This window comes from Paenibacillus silviterrae, from assembly GCF_030167925.1.
GTDB lineage: Bacteria > Bacillota > Bacilli > Paenibacillales > NBRC-103111 > Paenibacillus_G > Paenibacillus_G silviterrae.
Genome location: NZ_JASKUT010000001.1, coordinates 3244692 through 3269347, shown reverse-complemented (window position 1 = coordinate 3269347; position 24656 = coordinate 3244692). Strand labels below are relative to the sequence as shown.

At 45.3% G+C, this 24656-nt stretch carries 22 protein-coding genes; 18 read left to right on the top strand and 4 right to left on the bottom strand.

Annotated elements, in window-relative coordinates:
* Positions 1-474 precede the first annotated feature (474 nt).
* Positions 475-1626, top strand: a complete 1152-nt coding sequence (locus tag QMO62_RS14855) for a glycoside hydrolase family 88 protein (protein WP_284642077.1) — start codon at positions 475-477, stop codon at positions 1624-1626.
* Positions 1627-1673: 47 nt separating this feature from the next.
* Here the strand turns inward: QMO62_RS14855 and QMO62_RS14850 are convergent, their stop codons facing one another.
* Entirely contained in the window at positions 1674-2594 is a 921-nt protein-coding gene (locus tag QMO62_RS14850) for an AraC family transcriptional regulator (protein ID WP_284642076.1), read from the bottom strand.
* Positions 2595-2797: 203 nt separating this feature from the next.
* On the opposite strand from QMO62_RS14850, the gene QMO62_RS14845 reads away from it, so the two are divergent.
* On the top strand, positions 2798-3526 hold the full coding sequence (locus tag QMO62_RS14845) for a ThuA domain-containing protein (RefSeq protein ID WP_284642074.1): 729 nt from the start codon (positions 2798-2800) through the stop codon (positions 3524-3526).
* 73 nt (positions 3527-3599) lie between these two features.
* Here QMO62_RS14845 and namA read toward each other — a convergent pair whose 3' ends face one another.
* Both namA and QMO62_RS14835 read right to left on the bottom strand, forming a co-directional pair.
* Positions 3600-4607, bottom strand: a complete 1008-nt coding sequence (namA, locus tag QMO62_RS14840; RefSeq protein ID WP_284642073.1) for an NADPH dehydrogenase NamA — start codon at positions 4605-4607, stop codon at positions 3600-3602.
* Between the two features lie 193 nt (positions 4608-4800).
* A complete protein-coding gene (locus QMO62_RS14835; RefSeq protein WP_284642071.1) occupies positions 4801-5289 on the bottom strand; it encodes a hypothetical protein in 489 nt (162 codons plus the stop codon).
* 330 nt (positions 5290-5619) lie between these two features.
* Between QMO62_RS14835 and QMO62_RS14830 the strand changes: the two genes are divergently transcribed.
* The 8 genes from QMO62_RS14830 (at position 5620) to QMO62_RS14795 (ending at position 16818) form a co-directional block, all read left to right on the top strand.
* Positions 5620-5910, top strand: a complete 291-nt coding sequence (locus QMO62_RS14830; RefSeq protein ID WP_010494821.1) for a YerC/YecD family TrpR-related protein — start codon at positions 5620-5622, stop codon at positions 5908-5910.
* A gap of 95 nt (positions 5911-6005) precedes the next feature.
* Positions 6006-6779, top strand: coding sequence for a sirohydrochlorin chelatase (locus QMO62_RS14825; RefSeq protein ID WP_284642070.1), 774 nt, complete (start codon positions 6006-6008; stop codon positions 6777-6779).
* Between the two features lie 8 nt (positions 6780-6787).
* On the top strand, positions 6788-7780 hold the full coding sequence (locus QMO62_RS14820; RefSeq protein ID WP_284644951.1) for a diacylglycerol kinase: 993 nt from the start codon (positions 6788-6790) through the stop codon (positions 7778-7780).
* The gene (rlmD, locus tag QMO62_RS14815) at positions 7764-9194 is read left to right on the top strand and encodes a 23S rRNA (uracil(1939)-C(5))-methyltransferase RlmD (protein WP_284642068.1); all 1431 of its coding nucleotides are present in this window, start codon (positions 7764-7766) and stop codon (positions 9192-9194) included. The genes QMO62_RS14820 and rlmD overlap by 17 nt, the downstream gene beginning before the upstream one ends.
* Before the next feature lie 803 nt (positions 9195-9997).
* Positions 9998-13093, top strand: a complete 3096-nt coding sequence (locus QMO62_RS14810; RefSeq protein ID WP_284642066.1) for a type I restriction endonuclease subunit R — start codon at positions 9998-10000, stop codon at positions 13091-13093.
* A gap of 12 nt (positions 13094-13105) precedes the next feature.
* Positions 13106-13945 (top strand): hypothetical protein, encoded by an 840-nt coding sequence (locus QMO62_RS14805; RefSeq protein WP_284642064.1) that lies wholly within the window; start codon positions 13106-13108, stop codon positions 13943-13945.
* 40 nt (positions 13946-13985) lie between these two features.
* Positions 13986-15563, top strand: coding sequence for a type I restriction-modification system subunit M (locus tag QMO62_RS14800; RefSeq protein WP_284642062.1), 1578 nt, complete (start codon positions 13986-13988; stop codon positions 15561-15563).
* 13 nt (positions 15564-15576) lie between these two features.
* A complete protein-coding gene (locus tag QMO62_RS14795; RefSeq protein ID WP_284642060.1) occupies positions 15577-16818 on the top strand; it encodes a restriction endonuclease subunit S in 1242 nt (413 codons plus the stop codon).
* Between the two features lie 575 nt (positions 16819-17393).
* Here QMO62_RS14795 and QMO62_RS14790 read toward each other — a convergent pair.
* Positions 17394-18350, bottom strand: a complete 957-nt coding sequence (locus tag QMO62_RS14790) for a hypothetical protein (RefSeq protein WP_284642059.1) — start codon at positions 18348-18350, stop codon at positions 17394-17396.
* 152 nt (positions 18351-18502) lie between these two features.
* On the opposite strand from QMO62_RS14790, the gene QMO62_RS14785 reads away from it, so the two are divergent.
* The 8 genes from QMO62_RS14785 to QMO62_RS14755 all read left to right on the top strand — a co-directional run bounded on the left by QMO62_RS14785 (position 18503) and on the right by QMO62_RS14755 (position 24511).
* Entirely contained in the window at positions 18503-18832 is a 330-nt protein-coding gene (locus QMO62_RS14785; RefSeq protein WP_284642057.1) for a hypothetical protein, read from the top strand.
* Positions 18813-19883 (top strand): helicase HerA domain-containing protein, encoded by a 1071-nt coding sequence (locus tag QMO62_RS14780; RefSeq protein WP_284642055.1) that lies wholly within the window; start codon positions 18813-18815, stop codon positions 19881-19883. The genes QMO62_RS14785 and QMO62_RS14780 overlap by 20 nt, the downstream gene beginning before the upstream one ends.
* Positions 19884-20474, top strand: a complete 591-nt coding sequence (locus QMO62_RS14775) for a hypothetical protein (protein WP_284642054.1) — start codon at positions 19884-19886, stop codon at positions 20472-20474.
* Between the two features lie 137 nt (positions 20475-20611).
* Positions 20612-21208, top strand: a complete 597-nt coding sequence (locus QMO62_RS14770; protein WP_284642052.1) for a replication protein — start codon at positions 20612-20614, stop codon at positions 21206-21208.
* A 203-nt stretch (positions 21209-21411) separates the two neighbouring features.
* Positions 21412-21549 carry an SHOCT domain-containing protein gene (locus QMO62_RS33250; RefSeq protein ID WP_348651720.1) on the top strand — a complete coding sequence of 46 codons (138 nt, stop codon included), beginning with the start codon at positions 21412-21414 and terminating at the stop codon, positions 21547-21549.
* Between the two features lie 62 nt (positions 21550-21611).
* The gene (locus QMO62_RS14765) at positions 21612-23384 is read left to right on the top strand and encodes a recombinase family protein (RefSeq protein ID WP_284642051.1); all 1773 of its coding nucleotides are present in this window, start codon (positions 21612-21614) and stop codon (positions 23382-23384) included.
* Between the two features lie 370 nt (positions 23385-23754).
* The gene (locus QMO62_RS14760) at positions 23755-23931 is read left to right on the top strand and encodes a hypothetical protein (RefSeq protein ID WP_284642049.1); all 177 of its coding nucleotides are present in this window, start codon (positions 23755-23757) and stop codon (positions 23929-23931) included.
* The gene (locus tag QMO62_RS14755; protein ID WP_284642048.1) at positions 23924-24511 is read left to right on the top strand and encodes an ATPase; all 588 of its coding nucleotides are present in this window, start codon (positions 23924-23926) and stop codon (positions 24509-24511) included. Before QMO62_RS14760 ends, QMO62_RS14755 begins: the two co-directional genes overlap by 8 nt.
* Positions 24512-24656: the final 145 nt, after the last annotated feature.

Here is a 24656-nt window from a genome sequence, read left to right as displayed (position 1 = left end):
GCTGGTGCGCTCAGTAAGCTGCTATGGCTGGGTAGGTTATAAGGTGCAGTGAGGGAAGTCCCGGCGGTAAAGTGGCTAGGGTGCGTGGAGTAACTGAAAACACTAAGAGTGCCATCGGTCGGCAAGCTCAGGCGATATGGTCGGATAGTTTGCAGGGTGCAGTGAGGAGAGTCCCGGCGGTAACATTGCTAGGGTGCGTGGAGTAACTTTTCTTGTGCCGCCGAGCTTCATCTCACATTAGAGCTGAGCCATAGCGGACTTTCAGGGACTTATTTGTGCGAAATGGATGGTTAGAAGCAGATTAGCGGATTTTCAGGGACTTATTTGGCGGAAATGAGCTTCTACGAGCAGATCGGAGCCCATTATCGCCTAAATAGGTCCCTCAAAAGGACTTATTCCTTCCGGGAAGCCTGTTTTCCTAAGAATAAGTCCCTGAAAGTCCTTTATTACCAAATACAGGGGAGATGGACACGAATGAGCACAATCGATTCAAGCAAATGGCAGAACGCCGTTACGATGCAGGAGGCTCTTCCGGACGTATGGGAGGCGCTACAAACCAAGGTCGACCGCATGATCGGACAGCTTGGGGGCAAATCGCCGCATGTCGCCAAAGCGGACGGGATCTATGACGATATGCGGCACGACTGGTGGACCTCCGGGTTCTGGCCGGGGATCCTGTGGATCCTGCACGAGCAAACGGGCAAGGAGCATTACAAGGAAGCCGCGTGGGGCTGGGATGAGCGCTTCGAGCGCAAAATGATTGAGGACAACAACTTCCACCACGATGTTGGATTCCAATTCTCGCCTACGGCCGTAATCAAATATATGCTGACCGGCGACAAGGACGCCAGAAGACGCGGACTTCAAGCGGCTAATTTCCTGGCAGGCCGCTTCAACCTGGCGGGTCAGTTCCTGCGGGCGTGGAACCAGGAGAAGATCGGCTGGGCCATCGTCGATTCCTCGATGAACCTGTCGATCCTGTTCTGGGCGGCGGCGGAGATCGGCGATCCGCGCTTCGAGCAGATCGCAAGGGCCCACGCCGACACGGTCATCACCAAGTTCATCCGAGAGGACGGCTCGGTGAACCACATTCTCAGCTTCGACCCGAAGACGGGCGAGCTGGTCGAACCGCTCGGCGGACAGGGCGCCGGGCCGAACTCCTCGTGGAGCCGCGGGCAAGCCTGGGCGCTCCACGGCATGGCCAACACGTACCGGTATACCGGTGACGTGAAATACTTGCACGCGGCTCAGCGCGTCGCGCATTATTTCCTCGCGTGCCTGCCGGACGACTACGTCGCGCACTGGGACTTCCGCGCGGCGGACGACCTCACCGGCCTGCCGCGCGACACCTCGGCGGCTTCCTGCGCCGCCTCGGGCCTGCTCGAGCTGGCCGCTGCGCTGCCGGGCGTCGAGGGCTCGCTGTACCGCCGCGCCGCCGACCGCATCCTGCTCTCGCTCACGAAGCATTACGCCACGTGGGATCAGCCGGAGCACGAGGCGATTCTTGTGGCCGGCACGGGCAACCTGCCTGCAGGCCAGAACATCGACGTCTCCCTGATCTATGGGGACTACTACTACGTCGAAGCGCTCGCCAAACTGCTGGGCTGGAAGCATCGGATTTTCTAAACATACGAACAAGCCGCAGGCCTCATCTGGAGAACCTGCGGCTTTCTTTATTCCGGCGCCTTCGCCTCGCCGCGCATGCGCTGCTTGAATTCCTTCGGCGAGCATCGATTGAACCGCTTGAACATTTTATAAAACTGGGCCATATTCGGAATGCCCGCCTCGCAGCCGACCTCCATAATGCTGAGATCCCGCGTCAGCAGCAGCCGCTCCGCCTTCTTGATCCGTTTGTAGTTGACGTAGTCGACGAACGAGAGGCCCATGACCTTTTTGAAATACTTGATAAAATAATGATAGCTCAAATTCAGCACACTGCAGACGTCCTCGACGGCAATCTTCTCCGCCAAATGTTGATCCACATAATCGAGCGCCGGCCGGATGCGCATAAGCTCCTCACTCTCGGTTCCCTGCAGAAGGCCGCGAGAGTCGTATCTCAAGAGAAGCAGAAGCAGCCGTTTGATCGAAGCGCTGATCGCCATCTCGTAGCCGCGCCGTCCTGATTGCGATTCCTCGAAAATGTCCATAATATGCAAGTAAGCTTCCTTGCGGGCCTCGGGATGCTCCTGGAAAATATAGTTCATCACCCCAAGCGGCCGCGTCAGCTCAGAGAAGCAGTGCAGGTACGGCATCGTGCTCTGGTCAAAATGCTGCGCCAAATCCACCTGGAACACCACATAGCGGAGCTCGCCCGGATGCTGCTTATGCGTGCGGTGCAGCTGAGAGGAGCCGAGCAGGTAAACATCGCCGGGTCCCAGCACATGGTACTCATGCTTGGTTTGGATCCCGAGCTCCCCCTCGACGATCACAAGGAATTCCACCTGTTTATGATAATGCCAGCGCCAGAAGCCACCCGGCTTACCGTGGTGCGGTCTGGACTCGTGGATTTGCCATATTTTGAGAAAAAGCAGCGGATTCTGATAAATTACCTCTTCGTTGACGATATCGGGACCGGTCTCGACTACAGCAGGCACGGCGGCAGCACCTCGGATTGTAAAAGGTTGGATACAACAGGATTGCATAACGTTATGAAAGATTAACACCACTAAGTATACCATGATTGCCAGGGGGAAGACAGTTTTGGATATAGATCAAACAAGATCGAGAATATCTTTTTGCCTGTCCGAAGACTATACTCAAGGTACATAAGAAACCACTATGGGAGGTTGACTGCGCAATGAGCCAGAAGCTGCGAGTTGTTGTGTGGAACGAATTCCGCCATGAAAAAGAAAACGAAAAGGTCCGTTCGGTATACCCTGACGGGATTCATACCGCGATCGGAGAAGGATTAGGCACCGAGGTGGAAGTAAGCTACGCTACACTGGACGATCCGGAGCATGGGCTGAGCCAGGAGCGTTTGGACAATACGGATGTGCTCGTATGGTGGGGGCACAAGGCGCATGGCGAGGTGCAGGATGAGATCGTGAACCGTGTGCACCAGCGCGTGCTGAAGGGCATGGGACTTGTCGTGCTCCACTCGGGTCATTTCTCGAAGGTGTTCAAGAAGCTGATGGGCACAACGTGTGACCTCAAATGGCGCGAAGCCGACGAAAAGGAACGTCTCTGGGTTGTAGCTCCGGGACATCCGATTGCGGAAGGCATCGGCGAGTACATCGAGCTTCCTCAGGAAGAAATGTACGGCGAGCATTTCGATATTCCGGCGCCGGATGAGCTGATCTTCGTGAGCTGGTTTGAAGGCGGCGAAGTGTTCCGCAGCGGCTGCACATTCCATCGCGGATCGGGCAAAATCTTCTACTTCCGTCCGGGCCACGAGACGTACCCGACATATTACAATGAGCAGATCCGTACGGTCATCCGCAACGGCGTCCATTGGGCCGCTCCGACGACGCGCGAATATCCGAAGTACGGCAATCATAAGCCGCTGGAAGAAATCAAAGCGAAGTAAATTATGGTTAAAAAAGAAGGCTATTCCCCCGCTGATCCATAAGTGGTGCGGGCGGAATAGCCTTCTTTTTCTGTTACCAGCCGCGCTGGTACTGCTTGGGCGCGGTTAGCTGCACGCCAAGAGCTTGTGCAGCGGTTCGCGGCCAGTACGGGTCGCGCAGCAGCTCGCGGCCGAGCAGCACGAGATCGGCGCGGCCGTTCTGCAGGATCTCCTCCGCCTGCTGCGGCGAGGTGATCAGGCCGACCGCCCCGGTGGCGATCTCCGCACCGCGGCGGATGGCTTCCGAGAAGGGCACCTGGTAGCCGGGATACGCTGCAGGTGCCGCAGGTACGACCGCGCCGGAGCTGACGTCGATAAGGTCGACGCCCTGCTCCTTCATGCGCGCGGCGTAGTACACGTAATCCTCCGGCGTGTTCCCGGCCGGATCGTACTCGTGGGCCGATACGCGGACGAAGAGCGGGCCGTCCCAGACGGTTCGCACACCGTTGATGACGTCCTGCAGGAAGCGGTACCGCCGGTCGCGGTCACCGCCATAGGCATCGTCGCGCTTGTTGGCGAGCGGCGACAGGAATTCGTTGATCAGGTAGCCGTGCGCTCCGTGGATCTCGATGACGTCGAAGCCGGCTTCCTTGGCGCGCCGCGCTCCCTGCACGAAGGCGTCGATCGTTTCGCGGATCTGCTGCTCGCTCATGGACTCCGGCGTTTTCGACTGTTCGTTGAACGCGATCGCGGATGGCGCAATGATCGGGCCGTCGATCATCGCCTTACGCCCGGCATGGGCGAGCTGGATGCCGATGTGCGCGCCTTGCTCGTGGACGAGCTCCGTGAGCTCCTTCAGCCCGGCGATGTGCTCATCGCTCCAGATGCCGAGGTCCTGCGGCGAGATGCGTCCCTGCGGGGTTACCGCCGTCGCCTCCACGATAAGGAGGCCGACGCCTCCGACCGCGCGGGTAGGGTAATGCACCTTGTGCCAGTGGTTCACCTTGCCCGATTCGTCGTGGCAGGAGTACATGCACATCGGGGACATCACGATGCGGTTTTTGAAGGTTACTTGCTTGATCGTATAAGGGGTAAACAGCATAGTATGTAAACACTCCTTTGCAGTGGATGGTTTGTTGAGAGTCGGGGTGTAATTTTATTATACATAAGCTGCTAACAAAAAAGAAGCACGGGTACCTGCTCCCATGCTCCTTCCCTTATTTCTTTCCACAATCTGCCCTCTTCATCCGGCTTAGCATCCTAGCGCATATAGCATGCGATAGCCCTTATAAAGCTTACCGTCTGCGCCGGCGTCCCCGCACCGGACCGGTTCCGCGGCGCTTCCGTCTGCGGCGCCGCCGGCCGGTCGGCGCCAGACCGTCCAAGTCGTAGTCGGTAGACTCCGATTTCACGCTGCCCCCCTTGGCGATCGAGCCGAAGAGCAGCTTCGCCATCGGCGCCATCTGCTGGAACATCGAGATCATCTTCTGCGCCTGCTGCATGCGGGTCATGATGCCCTCAATGCCGCCCATTTTATCGACAAATTGCTTAATCTGGTTTATATTGAGGCCGCTGCCGCCCCCGGACCCGCCGCCGAGCAAATTGCCCAGCGCCCCGCCGAGTCCTCCGCCCCCGCCGGCTCCTCCTTCCATGCCTCCTGAATAAGGAGCGGGAAACTGCGCTCCTCCAAGCCCCGGATAATCCCCATACGGATTCCCGGAGGCAAAACTGCGTGTATGCACATCCTTGCCTTGGTTACCGATGATCGGTTTTTGATAACTCATAGCTTCACAGTCCTTTTATACATAGATTTGTTGCAAGGCTGTCTGCCCTGCGGGCTTTTGACTATAGACGAATTCCTAGTATACTGTATGAGATAGGCGAATGGTTGGATTGGACTCCTGTCACGGTTTTCCGGAAATTCGGAGATTTTACCCCATTACCGCATAAAAATAGTAACGTTTCGCTAATCTAAAGGGAGGAATTCATCCCCAGATGTCGAATACACTCTTAACAGAGTCTTACCATAGAAAAGCGACGGCGGATCAGGCGGAAACGGTAATCCCTACCCTATCGCAGAAGTAATGATGACCATCAAGGGGTTGAACGAAACCATGCAATTAAAGAAGCTTAACGATAAAGCGATTGACCAGCTGTTCGAGGCGATCCTCACACTTAAGGATATTGAAGAATGTTATGTGTTTTTTGACGATCTGTGCACGGTGAACGAGATTCAGTCGCTGTCGCAGCGGCTTGAGGTGGCGAGGATGCTTCGCAAGGGCAATACGTACAACCAGATCGAGGCGGAAACCGGCGCCAGCACGGCGACGATCTCCCGCGTGAAGCGGTGTCTGAACTACGGCAACGACGGGTACAAAATGACCCTCGAGCGCCTCGGACGCTAACGAATAGACAGTCCGCCCAAATCCTTCTCGCCTAGGGGTGAGCGGGATTTTTCGTGTTCCGGTTCCATAAGCTGGGCTTGCAGGAGGGATAACACATGGCAAAACACGGTATATTAGTCATAAGTCACGGCTCGCGCAGCGAAGCGTGGGTCAGGCTCGTGGATGAGGCGGTTGCGGGAGCAAGGCTGCCTGCTGACGTGCCGGTGTTTTCCTCGTACCTGGAGCTGGTGGAAGGGCGATTGATCCAGGACGGAATTACCTATCTGGAGGAACTTGGGGTCACGGACATCATCGTGGTGCCCTTATTCGTGTCTTCGGGAAGCACGCACATCGATGAGATCAGCTACGCACTCGGCGTGAAGCCGGAGCCGCTGCTGCCGACGGATATGTCGCCGTTCCGGATTCGGGCGCGCATTCATATGAGATCGCCGATCGATGACGATCCGGTTATTGCCGGGATTTTGCATGAAAAAATCAAGCCGTTATCCGTTGAACCTTCTAAGGAGCTCCTGCTCTTAGTGGCTCACGGCAGTGTGGAGCGGGGCTTTCACGCCCTCTGGCGGCAAGGAATGGAGCAATTGGCTAAGCGCTTGCAGGCGCTGGGCGGGTACGCGGATGCGCAGACGGCAATGCTGCTGCCCGATCAAATCCAGGTTCGCATGAAGCTGTGGCGGAAGCGGTACGATCCGAAGGACTATTCGGTGATTGTGGCTCCGCTTTTTCTAAGCGAAGGATATTTTACAAAGCAAGTCATACCGGAGCGGTTAGCCGGATATGATTATCGATATAACGGACGGGCTTTGCTGCCGCATGAGGGCATTTCGCGGTGGATCGAGCAGCAGGCGGCGCCGATACTAGTGAACGGGTGAGGACGAAGATGGCGGTAAGAGTGAAGCGGGCAAGACTGATTTATAACCCCTCCTCCGGCAGAGAGGAGATTAAGAAGCGGCTGCCGGATATTCTCCAGCGGCTGGAGCGGGGCGGCATTGAGACGAGCACGCATGCGACCATAGGGGAAGGTGATGCGACGCTGGCGGCGGCCGAGGCGGTGGAACGCGGCTTTGACTTGATCATTGCGGCCGGCGGGGACGGGACGCTGTATGAAGTGATCAACGGCATGGCCGAGAAGGAGAACCGTCCGCCGCTCGGCATTCTGCCGCTCGGGACGACGAACGATTTCGCCCGGGCGCTGGGCATTCCGCGAAGCTGGGAATTCGCGATCGACGTGATCCTGCAGCAGCATACGCGGGTTATCGATGTGGGGAAGATGAATCAGCGCTATTTTATCAACATTGCCGGCGGGGGCTCGCTTACGGAATTGACCTACGAGGTGCCGAGCAAGCTGAAGACGATGATCGGCCAGATGGCCTATTATATGAAGGGGCTCGAGAAGCTGCCGCGGCTGCGCCCGATCGAGCTGCTCCTGCGAACGCCGGAGCGGGAGTTCCATGAGGAGGTCATGCTGTTCCTGATCTCCAACAGCAACTCCGTGGGCGGGTTTGAGCGTTTGGCGCCGGATGCGTCGCTCAGTGACGGGCTGTTCGACGTGCTGATCCTGAAAAAGTGCAACTTGGCGGAATTCATCCGCGTCGTCTCCCTGGCGCTGCGCGGCGAGCATTTGGATGATCCGAACATCATCTATTTGCAGACCAACTATATTGAGGTAACGTCGCCGGATTACGTGCAGATCAACCTGGACGGGGAGTTCGGGGGCACCCTGCCGTGCGTGTTTACGAATTTGCCGCAGCACTTGCGTATTTTTGTCGATGAATCGGGGCAATCCACCTATAAGCAGCAAAGCATGAACCTGGCGTTGAAATTTCCTTGGAAAACGAAATCCGGAGTGGACGAAGATGAAACAGAAGAATAAAGAGATGATCGGGGTACCCGTCGAGAAAAATGGAGAGTACATCGCCGATATCATCGGAATCGGGCATGAAGGGGAAGGGGTAGGCCGGGTGAACGGCTTTACCCTTTTTATTGTGGGAGCGCTGCCGGGTGAGCGGGTGCGGGTCAAGGTGCTCAAGGTCAAGAAGCAGTATGGCTACGCCAAGCTGCTTGAGATCCTTGAGGCCAGCCCGGACCGCATCGGGGCGCCGTGCCCGATCTATAAGCAGTGCGGCGGCTGCCAGCTGCAGCACATGAGCTATGAGGCGCAGCTTCGGTGGAAGTGGCAGCTGGTGGTGGACAACCTCGAGCGGATCGGGAAGCTGAAGGTAGCCGGTGGCGGCGGTGCGAGTGAGGGGGCTGGCATCGTAGTGCATCCGACGCTGGGTATGAGCGAGCCTTGGCGTTACCGCAACAAGGCTCAGGTGCCGATCGGCTTTGGCGAGGAGGGCGGCCTTGTTGCCGGCTTCTACGCGCAGGGCAGCCATCGCATCATCGACATGGAGGCTTGCCTCATCCAGCATGAGAACAACGACGCCGTTGTCGCGGCGGTGAAACGCATTGCGCGGGAGCTCGGCATCCGGCCGTACAACGAAGAGACGCAGCAGGGACTGCTTCGCCATGTGGTGGCCCGGTACGGGTTTAACACCAGCGAGATCATGGTCGTGCTGGTGACGAACGGTGAGGACATTCCGCGCAAGGCGGAGCTTGTCGGTTTGATTCGCGAGGACATCCCAGGTGTCCGAAGCATTGTGCAGAACGTGAATCCACGTGCCACGAATGTGATCTTCGGCGAGCGGACCAAGGTGCTGTGGGGCTCGGAGGTCATCTATGATACGATCGGCGAAGTAAGGTTCGCCATCTCGGCGCGGTCGTTCTACCAGGTGAATCCGGTGCAAACGGAAGTGCTTTATCGTAAGGCGCTGGAGTACGCCGAGCTGCGCGGGGAAGAGACCGTCATCGATGCGTATTGCGGCATCGGGACGATCTCGCTGTTCCTCGCCCAGAAGGCGGGCGAGGTGTACGGCGTCGAGATCGTGCCGGAGGCCATCGAGGACGCCCGCCGCAACGCGCTGCTGAACGACATCCGCAACGTGCGGTTCGAGGTCGGCCCGGCGGAGGTCGTCATCCCCGCGTTGCGCGAGAAGGGCATCGCCCCCGACGTCATCGTCGTCGACCCGCCGCGCAAGGGCTGCGACAACGCGCTGCTGGAGACGATCCTCGCGATGTGCCCGGAGCGCGTCGTGTACGTCTCGTGCAATCCGTCGACGCTTGCCCGCGATCTGCGCGTGTTGGAGGACGGCGGCTACCGCACGGTGCAGGTGCAGCCGGTGGATATGTTCCCGCATACGGTGCATGTGGAGACGGTAGTTTCACTACAACGTCAAGATACTTAGAAATCCTTGTATTTAGGCACTTTGTGAAGCATATGGTGTTTAATAATGACGGTGAAAAAAGCCGAAATAAGCTACTCAAAAACTTCATCACTGTTAAAGTTGTAATTGATATGGAGTGTGGGAACACAAGAAAATAGAGTCGGTCATATTGATGGTTCATAAACGTGATGTGGCAAGTTCGCTTAACTTATCGATGTGTGTTTGATAATGAGTAAATCTGAAGAGGGGTGCAAGGTGCACTACCTCTTTTTTTCGACATCAAATCCCATATATTCTCATTTTTCATAACAAAATATCCAAATCTAGCTCTCATTGTAGTACAATAGTCGTATTATAGAGAGGTTATGTCTTAATTTAATTACTCCCAATATATTTGGTCAGAAACGAGTTTCTTAGATACGGGGGAATTAGAATATGAGATTAATAGATTTGTTTGCTGGGCTTGATGGCTTTTAATTTAGCCTTAAGTAGCCTAGGACATACATGCGTTTTTGCACTCTCGAAACATTGATATCGAGCAACATGGGGATATAAGAAAAATAAATGTGGGGGGTTCTTGTCAACCGTTTTCAAAGGATGGTGAACAAAACGGTTGACAAGATGAAAAGTCAGGAAACTTGGTTTACCGCATATTAAAAGTTTTGAGATATCATAAACCAAACTCCCTAATTGTGGATAATGTCCCCAACTTTACAAAACATGAGGGGATAGCGATAGAGCATAACACTATTATTCCTTATTCGAAAATTTTGTTGCCGCGGTGAAGAATTCAGGAAAAATCTTAATTACGGAGGATTAAGCAAATGAACCACGAAGCCCAAACAGAAAAGAGTTTCATTGAAATCTTAACTCAACGGGAAAACCAATGGACATATCGTGATGATATAAAGACCGAAGCTGCTCTGTGGGATAATTTGCGTAGGCATATCAATCGTATTAACTTGGCGCGACTGGACGGTGTGCCGCTTACAGACAAAGAGTTCGAACAGCTAAAAGTCGAATTTATGAGACTGACAGCTACACCTTTTAACGCTTCTCAATGGCTACGAGGCGAAAATGGTGTTGCCGCCATTCATGTTGAGCGGGAAGATGTGAAGCGTGGCAGGGTGTCGGTTGTTCTATTCAGTAATAAGGATATAGCTGGGGGCATTTCAAGCTATGAAGTTGTAAACCAAATTAAGCCAGATACAAATACTGATATGCGTGGCGATGTAACCCTATTGATAAATGGCTTGCCGATTATTCATGTTGAATTAAAAGCTGAATCTGCCAAAGATGGTTATATGCAAGCTTTCGAGCAGATACAACGGTATGCAGAAGCAGGATTTTTTGATGGCATTCTTGCGACCACCCAAATTTTCGTAGTTAGTAACAAAGTATCTACAAAATACTTTGCACGTCCTGGAGCGAACACTTCTAAAGCCTTTGAAGCGGCAAAGAAATTCCTGTTCAACTGGAGAACGTCGGATAATGAGCCTGTTGAAAATCTTTACGATTTCACAAGGCAGGTTTTGAGTATCCCTTCTGCCCACGAATTGATTAGCAAATTCACTATTTTAGTGGACGATCAGAAAAACCAAAAGTTTTTAATGGTTCTAAGACCGTACCAAGTCCACGCTATTCAAAAGATTATCGGTAAAGCGGCGAAGCATGAGGGAGGTTTTGTTTGGCACGCCACCGGCTCAGGGAAAACAATAACAAGTTTTGTGGCAACCAAACTTTTAGCACAGATATCCATTGGCGTAGACCGCACCGTTATGGTTGTTGATAGAACAGATTTAGACAGCCAAACCAAAGATGAGTTTAGTAAATTTGCATCTGAGTTCCACACAGGGTTGGCAACGGGCAATGTTAAAGATAATGCGCTTATTGTCGGCGTTGATAATCAACGTCAACTTAGCAATAGCCTATTGAGCAATAAAAATAACAACACCATTATCGTCACAACCATTCAAAAATTGAGTGCCGCTGTCAGAGGTGCTAAAGAAACGGAAAACAATAAATTCGAGAAGCTGAAAAGCGAACATATTGTTTTTGTGGTGGATGAGTGCCATCGTGCAGTCAGCGATGAGCAGATGAAAGAAATTAAAAAGCTCCTGCCTAACTCAACATGGTTCGGCTTAACTGGCACGCCAATTTTTGAGGAAAACCAAAAACAAGAAAACGGAACATTCGCAAGAACAACACAACAACAGTATGGAAACTTACTCCATGCCTACACAACGAAAAATGCTATGGACGATAACTCCGTTTTGAACTTCCAAGTGGAGTACCATTGCCTATTAGATGAGGATAGCAAAGCAGAATTTTTGTATAGAACGGTAAAAGGAAAATACCCGAAGCTTGATCCTATCAAAAAACTTGCCGACATGACAGAAAATGATAAAGAGGAACTGCAAGACAAAGAGTTATTTGAGCGTGATGAATATATCGAAGCGATGCTTAAAAAAATATTCAAGCGCCAATCCGTGATAGAGCGTTTCAAGGTGATAAACGGATACCCGACTATGAGTGCTGTTTTAACAACACACTCTATCGCTCAAGCTAAGCGTATTTATCACAAGTTACAAGAAATGAGAAGTAGTGGAATTTTGTTAAACGGGCGAGAGTTAGATGAACGCCACACGCTTCGTGACCCTGATTTTCCGAGAGTGACAATCACTTATTCCACTAGCGAAACTCAAGGTGAGATGAACGAAGCGCAAGCAGAAGTCAATGCCATTATGCAGGAATACAACACTGTTTTTGGTACGAATTACACAGATACCGATCAGTTTAACAAAAATATTAATAGCCGTTTAGCACGAAAAGACGCTCAATATCAAAAGGACGGAAAATGGCTTGATATGGTTATTGTAGTTGACCGTCTGCTGACAGGATTTGACGCGCCTACGATACAGACTTTGTATGTTGACCGAGAACTGAAATATCAAAAGCTGCTACAGGCTTTTTCACGCACAAATCGTATTGCACCTGGCAAAGAGCATGGCATCGTGGTATCGTTCCGAAAACCTGCTACTATGCGAAAAAATGTAGAGGATGCCATTCGACTTTTTACGAACCAACAGCAGAATTGGGAAGCCTTAGTGCCACAAGAATATGCTGAGGTGAAAGCCGCATTTTTAACGGCACATGAGCAACTTCAACAAGCAAAAGAGGATCTGCAAGACGACCCAAATAATATAAAAAACAAGATTGCACAAGTAAGAGCCTATCAAAAACTTGAAAAAATCCAAAGAGCCATGAAAAGCTATGAGAATTATCAAGAAGATTTTGAGGAATTTGAACATATTGTGAAGGTACTTCCCGAAGAAAAGGGACATTGTGAAAATCTGAAAGCTGAAATTCGAGCCGAGTTAGAGGATCAAACTGGGGATGAGATGGAAAACTTGCTCCAAGACATCGAATTTACGAGCGAACAAAGGGCTGTGCATGAGGAACGCATTGATAGCTTCTACATAAATCAGCTTCTGAACAGATATCAGAAGTCTTCGGACAAAAGAGATAAATATGATTTGCGTGAAAAAATTATGAAAGAGATTAATACAAAGCCCGCATCCGTTCAGGCAATATATAATGCCATCTTAGACGTCATTGACAACAATCGACCGACAAAGGATTGGACGGCTTATTTTGCTGATGAGATTGATTATATACTACAGAATACTGCTGAGTTATTGAAAGTGCCTGTCGCTAACCTGCAAACCAGCTTTAACGAATATCGCCCGAATAGCGGGGTTGTGCCTTTCATCAATGTAATAAGCGAAGCATCAGGGTTAAGCAAAGAAGATTTTGAAGCTATGTTTAACGAAAAATACCGAAAGCGTCTTCTCGTTATAGAACAGTATTGGAAAACTGTTTTAGATGAAAAATTAATACCGCTAAAAGATGAGTGTTAGGGTGGCGATGATATGGATTTGAGTAAATTATTGAGAAAACCGCCAGCGGAGGATTACCAACAAGTTGACACGTTCTGGGTTCCAGAAGAAAGGGAAGACTATGAATATAGTGATGAAAATGAGGATGATACCTCTCTGCTAATTGGGCAACATATAATATTAGAGGCTGGACAAGTATCTTTGAACTACTACTGCACAGAATGTGAGGACTTACGCACTTTTAACTCTAATAAAGAGCAAGGGCTTCGAGGAATTATTGTGAATAAACAAGTAATTAGCATAGATTGCATTTTGCGATGCAATTGTGGTTCAGTTGTCCATACTTGGTATTTAGTCGAAGCCGAAGAGGATATTCGGTATCAGTCACCTAAAGTACGCATATTGCATTTTAGAGAAAAATTAACCGAACGTGTAAAATTACAATCTGAGAAATACGGTGAGTTTAGCGAATGGCTCGAAAAAGCAAACCGAGCACACAGAGATGGACTTGGTTCAGGCGCTGTTATTTATCTAAGAAAGGTATATGAATCTATAACCTACAGCATTGCAAATGCCAATAACATTCCTCTTATTAGGGGGAATGGAAACAGACGCCCTTTTTCTGAAATACTGAAAGAGGTGGATGAGCAGCACTCAATTATCCCAGTGTCTTTCTCGGCAAATAGATATAAACTCTTTAGCCAACTCAGTGAAATAATACATGGCGATGGAAGTGAGGAAGATGCACTTGAATATTTCGGGGCACTGTATACATTAGTCACAAGCGTGTTAGATAATGTAACCCAGAAAGAAGAGTTAAAAAGTGCCGCACAGAAATTCAACTGGTCTACGAATAATGTAAGTACAATTTAGTGTCTTTCAAATAATCTGTCTATTGGAAGGAAGTAAATATATGAGTCGTTTAGAGCAACAACTATGGGCAAGCGCCGATATTCTTAGAGGGAAAATGGATGCAAGCGAATATAAAAACTATTTGCTCGGTCTTGTCTTCTATAAGTATCTTTCCGATTTAGAGTTGCGCGCTGTGTACGAAGAAGCAAACGGAAAGCCCGATGAATACCCATCTCGTGATATCCAATTTGCCGAACTTACTGATTGGTATAATGATGATGCCGAAGAACTAAAGAACACCATGCGCCGCAAAATCGGATATTTTATAGAGCCGCGATATCTGTTTTACATGCTCCGCAATAATGCATCACAATATGAATTTCAAATTGATGACTTGCAGACTGCCTTTATCGAGCTTTCTCGTCAAGGAGAAAGTTTTATCAGCTTGTTCGATGATGTTGACTTAAACTCAACTAAGCTCGGATCACACGCACAGCAAAAAAGTACAACCATTATGGAAGTTATAAAAACTTTAGATGAGATAGATTTGTTTGGGCATGATGGTGACGTTATTGGCGATGCTTATGAATACCTCATCGCCCAATTTGCCGCAGGCGCAGGCAAGAAAGCCGGAGAGTTTTATACCCCGCAAGCTGTTTCAAAAATCATTTCTGAGATTGTTAGTATCGGGCAAGAGGAACTAGCACCATTCCATATTTACGACCCCGCTATGGGTTCGGGTTCGCTGATGTTGAATATCCGTCAGTTTCTAAGCAATCCCGATAAGGTGTATTTTCACGGACAGGAGCTAAACACCACCACTTACAACCTTGCTCGAATGAACCTGATTCTACACAACGTTGACCGTGAACAAATGAGGCTCAATAATGGCGATACTTTAGATGCAGACTGGCCGACAGACGAGCCTTTCCTTTTCAACGCTGTTGTTATAAATCCTCCATACTCTGCGAATTGGAGTGCTTCCGATAAGTTTTTGAGTGACCCACGTTTTGAACGCTATGGAAAACTCGCACCAAAATCTAAGGCCGACTTTGCTTTCTTGTTACATGGCTATTACCACCTAAAAGACAGTGGTACGATGGGAATTGTACTGCCGCATGGTGTTCTGTTCCGTGGTGCTGCCGAGGGTGTCATTCGCAAGGTGCTTCTTGAAATGGGAGCAATAGAAGCTGTAATTGGCTTGCCCTCTAACATTTTCTATGGAACAAGCATACCAACGGTTGTGCTTATCTTGAAGAAAAACCGTGTAGGTCGTGATGTGCTTTTCATTGATGCTTCTAACGATTATGAAAAACAGAAGAATCAAAACACCTTACGTCAGCAAGATATTCTGAAAATTGTTGATACCTATAAAAAGCGTGAAAACATTGTGAAATACGCACATTTAGCAAATTATGATGAGATCGTGGCGAATGACTACAATCTCAACATTCCTCGCTATATAGATACCTTCGAGGAGCAAGAACAAATCGACATTGTAGCAATTGGGCGCGAAATATCTGACTTAAATTTGCAAATAAAGAAAAAAGAAACGGATTTCTTAGACTTGCTTGATGAGCTTGCTGTGACTGACGAAACGAAAGAGCTAATCGAAGCTACAAAGCGGATTTTTGTGTGAGGTGGTGGCGATCATGACGAAAAACAATCAGCATTTAGTACCCGAAATCCGATTTAAAGGCTTCACTAACGCTTGGGAACAGCGTGAGTTAAAAGATGTGGCAAATTATATAAGGGGGTCATTCCCTCAACCTTATACAAATCCAGACTTTTATGATGAAGAAAATGGAAAACCATTTGTTCAAGTTGCAGATATTGGATTTGATTTGAGATTAAATCATGATACAAAAGCACATATCAGTAAATTAGCCGAACCTAAAAGTCGATTTGTTGAAGCTGGAAAGGTAGTAGTTGCTTTACAAGGAAGTATTGAGAAAAGTATCGGCAGAACGGCTATTACACAATATGACGCTTATTTTGATCGCACAATATTGATTTTTGAAGAGTACAAATTCCCCATGGATAAACAGTATTTTGCACAATCAATTAAAAAAATATTTGAAAAAGAAAAGGAAAGAGCGTGGGGTGCAACTATTAGCACAATTACAAAAGAACATGTAAATGATTTTATAATTGATATACCAAAAATTGAAGAGCAACAGAAAATCGGTTCTTTTTTCACCCAACTCGACCACCTCATCACCCTTCATCAGCGTAAGCTGGATGGGCTCGTAACGCTGAAGGACGGCTTTCTACAGCAAATGTTCCCGGCAGCCAATGAAGTCGTGCCAAGAGTAAGATTCGCAGGATTTACAGGTAATTGGGAAGAGCGGCGACTGGACGAAATGCTTACTGAAAGAAATGAGCAATTTGAGGAATCGGAAGATTACCCATTGATGTCGTTCGTTGGGAATGTTGGTGTTGTACCCAAGGGGGAACAGTATGACAGAAGTTTTTTGGTAAAAGATGATGGGAAAAAATATAAAAAAACCGAACTGAATGACTTTATATACAGTTCAAACAACTTAGAAACTGGGTCTATTGGTTTAAATAGAACAGGCAAGGCAGTAATATCGCCCGTATATAGCATTTTTTATTCAAGCAACGATTCAGAGAGTCTATTTGTTGGATTACTATCCAAACGGAAAGACTTCATTAATAAAATGATTCATTATCGACAAGGTGTAATGTACGGACAGTGGCGCATACACGAAAGGGATTTTTTAAAGATAATCGTTTTAGCACCCACAATTTCTGAACAAAACAGAATCATTGACTTTTTCAAGAACTTTGACGAGCAAATCGCCGCCCAAACTGCTAAACTTGAGCAGCTACGACAGTTAAAGGCAGCGTATTTACAAAGGATGTTTATATGAGCTCGGATAAATGCCGTACGATTTTATCGTTATCTTGATTCTCTAACTCTTGAATGATGAGAATAAGAGTAGTTAGAAATTGGTTCGCGCTATGACTCGTAAGCTGATCGATGATGATACGTTTCAGATGAGCAATACCGCTTTAAAGGATGAACAACATGCTATGAAGACAAGAGCGGCCATCTAGGAGGCGATTCTGAGTTAGTGTGAAGCCAATGAACGTATTGTGCAAGGATGATGGAATCGTTATCCACAATAATTTTGGTAACCCGTTGTCCGCGGCGGTGTAATTCGCCCCCTGTAATTACGTCAATATTAAGCACTTCATACATGTGGAGTGCTGTTTGTCGCTTATAAGGATTTAGCATTAAAACGCTTCGCGGTAGGGAGGTTAATTATCAGCAGATCGTTTTCCAAAAAATCCTTGCCTTTGTAGATAAGTTTAAAGGTGTAGGTGGAAGGATTTAATAAATCTAAAATTGCGGTTAAACACCAGAATATTTTAGTCTTATTCTAAAGGAACAAAATTGCATTGGTGGTGTTGTAGAATTATTTCATTCTACATCATCACCTTTTTATTTACCGCTAAAATTGTATTTGTTAATTACCTCAAGCTCTATCGACTGCACTCTTTTTAATTCTGTAATGTACGACAGGGAAGATTCCACCAACAGTTTAAACGTATATTCATCTAATGTCCATGGCTCACCTTTCATTTCTTTAGCTATCAAAGTCCCAAATTTCTTATAATCAGAAATAATTATATTGCGAGCCCTTAATCCCAAGGAATCTTCGTTCGGAACATATTTCAGAAGAAGCCTAGTTAAAAGTGAAACAAAATTATCTAATTTCTTATCTAGTTTCTTCAAGGAATCCCCTTCTTGCATTATGAAATCTACAAACAAAATATGAAAATGTTTTCCGCACTTATAGTAAAGAAATTCAATTGCATTTTTTTGTATGGATTCATACTTCTCGGAAACATCATCCTCTTTAAGATTATAAAAATGAGAAGAAATACTTAATTGGCTATTGGGGAAATTAGGCATTTCTATCTCTCCAATCACAAACATTTGCCAATAGGAGTGATATTCAGCATATGGAACATAGTCAAATAGGACATTATTATAAGTTTCTTTTATTTTGTCATCATCCCCATATAAAACATCAATAAGAAGTTTCTCAAATAAGACTTTCGATAGGTCGCTATTTTCAAAGCCACCCCATAGTAATTCAAGTTTATTTTTAAATCCCAACTTCTCTGTTAAATGAACCAGTAGCGATTCAGATATTAAATTCGGATTTTTCCTAGGATAGGCTTTCCCGCCTGCAATATTTTTGATAATTGAAAGGTCGTATTTCGCGGATCTTTGTTTTTTTTCTGTATTATATCCATCATAGTCATCCTTATTTTCATACCCTGCTAATTGGTAATACGACAAATTCAACTCATCTTTTTTTACATGTACTCTTTTCCCAATCTCAGAGAAAATGTACTTTTTGGTTTCTGTATAAATCATATTAGCTCCCAAGGGTGGTGGAATATATGATTGATTATACGAATTTTTTTACATATATGCAACCATCCTTAACTGCAATAAAATGATGTCAAAGGAATCGCGAGTCCTGAGATAAATAAATCTATGCAATATGTACTAGTCATATTTGCGAAAAGGAGAAAATCATGAAAACGAAAAATTCTCAAAACGCATACAACGAAGATACGGCACGTCATTATATTTCTGACAACAAACCTATTATTAATGTCTCGTCAGCTCTCGAAACACAATACAATTGGATTGATGGAAAACGCACTGACGAAGTAACAGGCTACAAACTTTTCTTCTCTCAAGAGGGCGTAAATCCTTTTGCTGTAAAATTTGAAAAGAAGCCGATACTGCCACCCTTCCTTGCTGAGGTTACGCTCGCTAAGCTAGAAGCCATTGAAATCCGATCAAATGTGTATTTCCGATCAGAAGGGATACGGGTTGTTAATGAAAAAATCAGAACTTGAAGGCTACTTGCTCCAGGCTCTGAACATGGCTCTGCAGATTAACGGAGAGACCTCTTACACAAATTCGTTTGATGTTCGAGTGGCGGATGAAGGCATTTTCTTCATCCCCCGCCTCCCTGCAAGCTATGTCGTCGATAACGACCTTTATCAAAAAATCTATCTTATTAGTAACGCAGCTCTATACCCCGATTTTACGTTAATAAAACAAGCGGGAGCTTATTTTGTCCCATTGAAAACGGATGATATCCATATGAAACGTGCTCTTTTCTTCCCGTGGATAAATGGTATTTCTAAGCGATTGGTTATTCGGGACATTGACGAATATGTTGCGAAATTACCAGCGAACAAAGTGCCTGTCATGGAAAATTTCGAGTTCAACCTAAATAAGGTTACAAGTATTGCTATCGCAGGAAATTCAGGGTCAGGTAAATCTTATTTCCTCACCTACCTTCTATGCGTATTGAAGAAGAGCTCGAAGCTAGTAATTGTAGACCCTAAATTTGATATGCCAAGTAGATGGGGCAGGGAGAACAACGTTAAGGTTATTGCCCCAAGCGATAATCGTAACAAAAGCGATTATGTTTCAAGTGTGAATGCCGAACTTAGCAAGAGCTTGGAGCTAATTCACCAGCGGCAACAGGTGCTTTACAATAACCCTCAAGCCGACTTTGAACACTACACGCTGGTCATTGACGAGGTTCTGGCTCTATCAGATGGGACTGCCAAGCCGATTAAAGAGGCGTTCTTTAGTCTACTATCACAAATTGCATTGTTAGGCAGGGCTACAAAAGTTCATTTGCTACTGGTATCGCAGAGATTTGATAGTAATGCCATTCCTATTTCTTGCAGAGAACAACTTAATGTACTAATCCAAGTGGGCAATATAAATAGCAAAACGACACAGTTTTTGTTCCCAGATTTGTCACTTGAAGGAATAGTTATACCGCAAGGAATCGGGACGGGATTGATACAGGTTATTGACTCAGAGCATCCGTTTCAAATTGTTCCATTACTAACGCCAACATTTAATGATTTGAAAGGAATAATGTAGATGGGGAAACTAGGTAAATCATACTTCATACGCACGTTTCACATTAACGAATTTCTGTTAATGAGCTCGATACTACTACTTTTAGTTCTAGTCATATTCAAGATAAAAGGCGCTTTTCTGCAAGCCGAAAGACCACTGTTTGAATATACAAAATTCTTGTACAAAGTTGTGGATGTAGTTTCCAAACTCTTAGAAGGCATGACTGCGGTATCTTTCCTGCTGCTTATTATGTTGGTGATTCCTGAAATTATAACAAGGGTATCTAAAGATTCACTAGGGAATTGGTTCAAGTCAATCTGGGTGAGCCACCGTTTAAGAAGGTTTCTAGTCAGGCAAACCGACCATGAAGGAGAAGGTGTTCTCAAGATTCAACAGCATAATAAATCAATTCGAAAATCCGTCATTGATATTAGGAATAAGAAAATCACCTATCTCGTTAAATTGCCAAATGACATGCAAGCCCAAAAACTAATCTTAGACGCAAAAGAAGTTCTTCGAGAAGAAATATCAAGTCGTTTTCCAGATTACACTTTCTCGAATTTTGAAAGGTACAAGCACTGGCTGACAGTTGAGGGAACAAAAATGAGGTGACGAATAGCGGAGCTTTTGCCTGCCTTGGGCAGAAGCAAAGGAGCTCCGCTATTCTTAATAGATGGCAGAAAAAGATATTCCACGGGGTTACTACGACCCCCGTGGGATCAATAATCAATAATCGAGGGGAATGGACTATGGAAAAGAAAAAAGAGCAGCGAAGCAACAAATGGGCGTTCATTTTCTATCAAGAGAGTGCTCCAGAGAACTATTTGGATATTTTAGAAGAAATGCAGATACCCTTTGTGTTGAGCCCTTGGCACGATAAGGATGTGAATAAAGAGACAGGGGAAATTAAAAAGGCACACAAACACGGTGCACTGTACTTTGATTCTTTGAAAAGTTATTCCCAAGTTTCTGAAATAATTAGCAAAAAACTGAATGCCCCGAGTCATGTTGAAGTCGTGATGTCTCCAAAGGGAATGTACGAGTATTTCACTCATGCGGAAAATCCAGATAAGACACATTACCGAACAGAAGATATTGAAGGGGGTTGTGGATTTGAGTTAGAAAAATTTCTTATAGAGAATAGTACAGGGGATTTTTTGAATAGTGTTATTGATGTGATTGAGGAAAATAATTTCAAGGAATTCGATGATTTGGTGATGTTTGCGAGAAAGAATGACTATTTGTTGCTTGAATTAATCGTAGCAAAAACTTATTTTTTCTCAAAGCTATTAGATTCAAGGCGTCATAATCCTACTAATCACATCAGACCAACCAACTTTTTATGATGGGGAAGAAAGAAAAGGTGATAAACGATCATTTGATTGATTTAGAATACGATTTAAAATCTGGTGGTTACTTCCAAAAGAATTCCCCAAAAAATGTATATTTACGAGATACCATAATAAATACAATCAGTCTTGATGATGTGTTAGACAATCTTGGCACTAGATAATAAGTAAAATAGGAGGGGAATTAATTGTCAAATTTAGTGAGCTACAGTATGCAGTTGGCGATGTTAAGTAAACTATTAAAAAAAGGGATAATATCAGAACAGGAATATACTCTCTTTAAATTAACATTAATGAAGGATTACAAAATTTATTCTGATTCTATTACACTAACATAATTGTATTCCTTGTTTAGTTGTTATACACTATGAAAGGAATACAAAAATGAAAAGGTGATTTGATGAAGCAGGTTGAAGTTATAAAGGCAAAAAGTAGCCTGAAAAATAGGTCATTTAACCAAATGGTAGAGCGTTTAAGAGTTGCAGCATATTGCCGTGTTAGTACTGATAATGAAGATCAGCTAAATAGTTATAAATCTCAGGTTCAACATTATACGGATTACATAAATGGGAAACAAGATTGGGCATTAGTAGATATCTATGCAGATGAGGCTGTCACTGGGACACAGACAAAAAAGCGTGAAGACTTTCAAAGGCTGATAAATGACTGCTTGAATTGTAATATTGATATGGTTATTACAAAATCCATATCGAGATTTGCTCGTAACACATTAGATACTTTGAAATATGTAAGAATGCTTAAAGAAAAGAACGTTGCAGTTTTTTTTGAAGAAGAAAATATTAATACTCTCACTATGGATGGTGAGCTACTGCTTGTCATTTTAAGTTCAGTTGCTCAACAGGAAGTTGAAAATATTTCGGCTAATGTGAAAAAGGGCTTAAAGATGAAAATGCAGCGTGGTGAACTCGTTGGTTTTCAAGGTTGCTTAGGGTATGATTATCACTCTGAAAATAAAAGTATCTCAATTAACAATGAAGAAGCAGAAATAGTTAAATATATTTTTAATCGTTATGTTGAAGGTGCAGGATGTCTTCTGATAGGACAAGAATTGGAACGTCTTGGATATAAAACAAAGCGTGGTAATAATAAATGGGCAGAAACAACTGTAATGGGTATTATAAAAAATGAAAAATATAAGGGGGATATAAGACAAGGGAAGACGTTTACTCTTGACCCCATTTCAAAACGTCGGTTAGATAATTTCGGAGAAGAAGACCAATTTTATATAAAAAATCACCATGAACCGATAATTTCAGAGGATGTCTTTGAAATGGCTCAACAGATATTGCTTCGCAGAAGTAAAAACAAAAAATCTATTGACGGTAAAAGAGAAAAATACAGCCGAAAATATCCTTTTAGTTCGATGTTAGAATGTGGTTTTTGCGAGAGTAATTTATCAAGGAGAAGTTGGCACAGCGGAAGTGAGTACCAAAAAATTATATGGCAGTGTATAACAAACACAAAAAAAGGCAAAAAATTCTGCCCAGATGCCAAAGGAATAGCCGAAGATACTATTGAACAAGCTTTTCTTGAAAGTTATCGACTTTTGTGTATTAACAATAAAGATGTGATGGACGATTTGCTTAAACGTATAGAAGATACATTATGTGCAAATAGTGCTACAAGAGATTTAACTCGTATAGAAAAAGAAATTCTGTCACTTGAACAAAAACGTAAAAAACTTGTTGATATGCGGTTAGAAGATATAATTGACAAGGAAACTTATGAGGTTAAATACTACGAATTAGCATCTAAACTAGCACTGCTAAACAATGAAAAGGTGAAATTCAAGGATACAACTAGTCGTGAGCAGAATATAAAAAAACGAATTGTTGACTTTCGTAAAGTATTAGAGCAAAACGATGTCCTTACCGAATTTGACCGTTATGTTTTCGAAAGTATTGTAGATAAAGTTATTGTTGGTGGTTATGATGATGACGGTAATAAAGACCCATCTATGCTCACGTTCATATATAAGACTGGCTTTACAAATAACATTGATGGCAATATCCATAAGCCTGAGCGAAAGAATAGCAAGCAAAAAAAAGTAACTGATGAATTGTGTTCCTATACTGGAAACGAGGATAATGATTTGTGTTCCAATACTAGTAACGACACATGTGGAGTCGGTAGCAGTGCTTGTACGGAATGAAATAGGTGCTGAAAAGTCTTATTAATACTTATTAATACTGGGTTTTTCTGATGAAACAACGGGTTGAAATTAGTGATACAGCGGTGATTTTCACTGATTTTTTAGCCATTGGTGCAAAGTTGGTGTAAAAGTGCAACACAAATGAACCAAAATGAGCGGAAATCATCAGAAAACAGTGTAAAACAGGGCGCATTCTGAATGAACTGTTCTAGTCCTTACGAAAAGAACCCGAACGATTGGTACAGAAATCGTTCGGGTTCTATGCTTCTTTGCGCTTTTTAAATGGATTGATCTGATCGAATGTCCTTCTTTTTTTATGTTATAATTAAAACAAGACGCTGATACTTAGCATATAGGACGGTGAAAAAAAATGAATCAAATCAAAGATCTCCAAAAGCTTATCAAACTAACGGGTGATCGCGCTAAGTTGGATGCTAAGGCTAACGAGACATATATTGTTTATAAAACCGCAGAAGGCCAGATCGTAAAGGAATACAATGACGGTCATATTATTCCAGTTACCGAGCAGGATGCCTCTCATGCATGAATTGTTACCGGTCATGTACATTTTTGCTGGAAACAATGGGAGCGGGAAAAGCACAATACGAAACCTTATTGTCGATCGACTCGGAACAAGTGTTAATATTGATCCCGACGCTTTAGCCCGGGCAATCGATTCGATTCATCCTGAAGGCCGTAAAATATCGGCAGGGAAAGAAGCCATTAAACTAGCCAAAGATTGTATCCTTAACAGGCGCGATTTTTCGGTAGAAACTACATTGGCCGGAGGTAATGTCATCAGGCTTATGCGTGATGCTAAGGCCAATGGGTTCGAAGTTACAATGTTCTATGTCGGTCTAGGCGATTATCATTTGAATCTTGAGAGGGTAGCAGTACGGGTTAAAAATGGTGGACATCATATTCCCTCTGAAGATATCATAAGGCGGCATCAAACATCGATTCAAAATTTACTTTCTCATCTTGATTTAATTGATCATTTAATTGTGATTGACAACAGTTTATCTGAGGGAAGAATTATTCTGGGCGCAGATGATGGTTCAATAACCTATCGATCGGAGGCCGTTCCTTCTTGGATTGAATGCATTGTGCAGAAGCTAGAACCATAGCAAGAACAGCCAAGTAATTAATTAGGGCTGTTCTTTTCTTCTTTTTAAATAGTGAATTTTTCGCTAATTACTAGATTCCGTTACCGTAGGCTCTGCTTCTTGAGGCAGATGCCTTTTCTATTTCAATTGGTCTGATGTTCGGTTT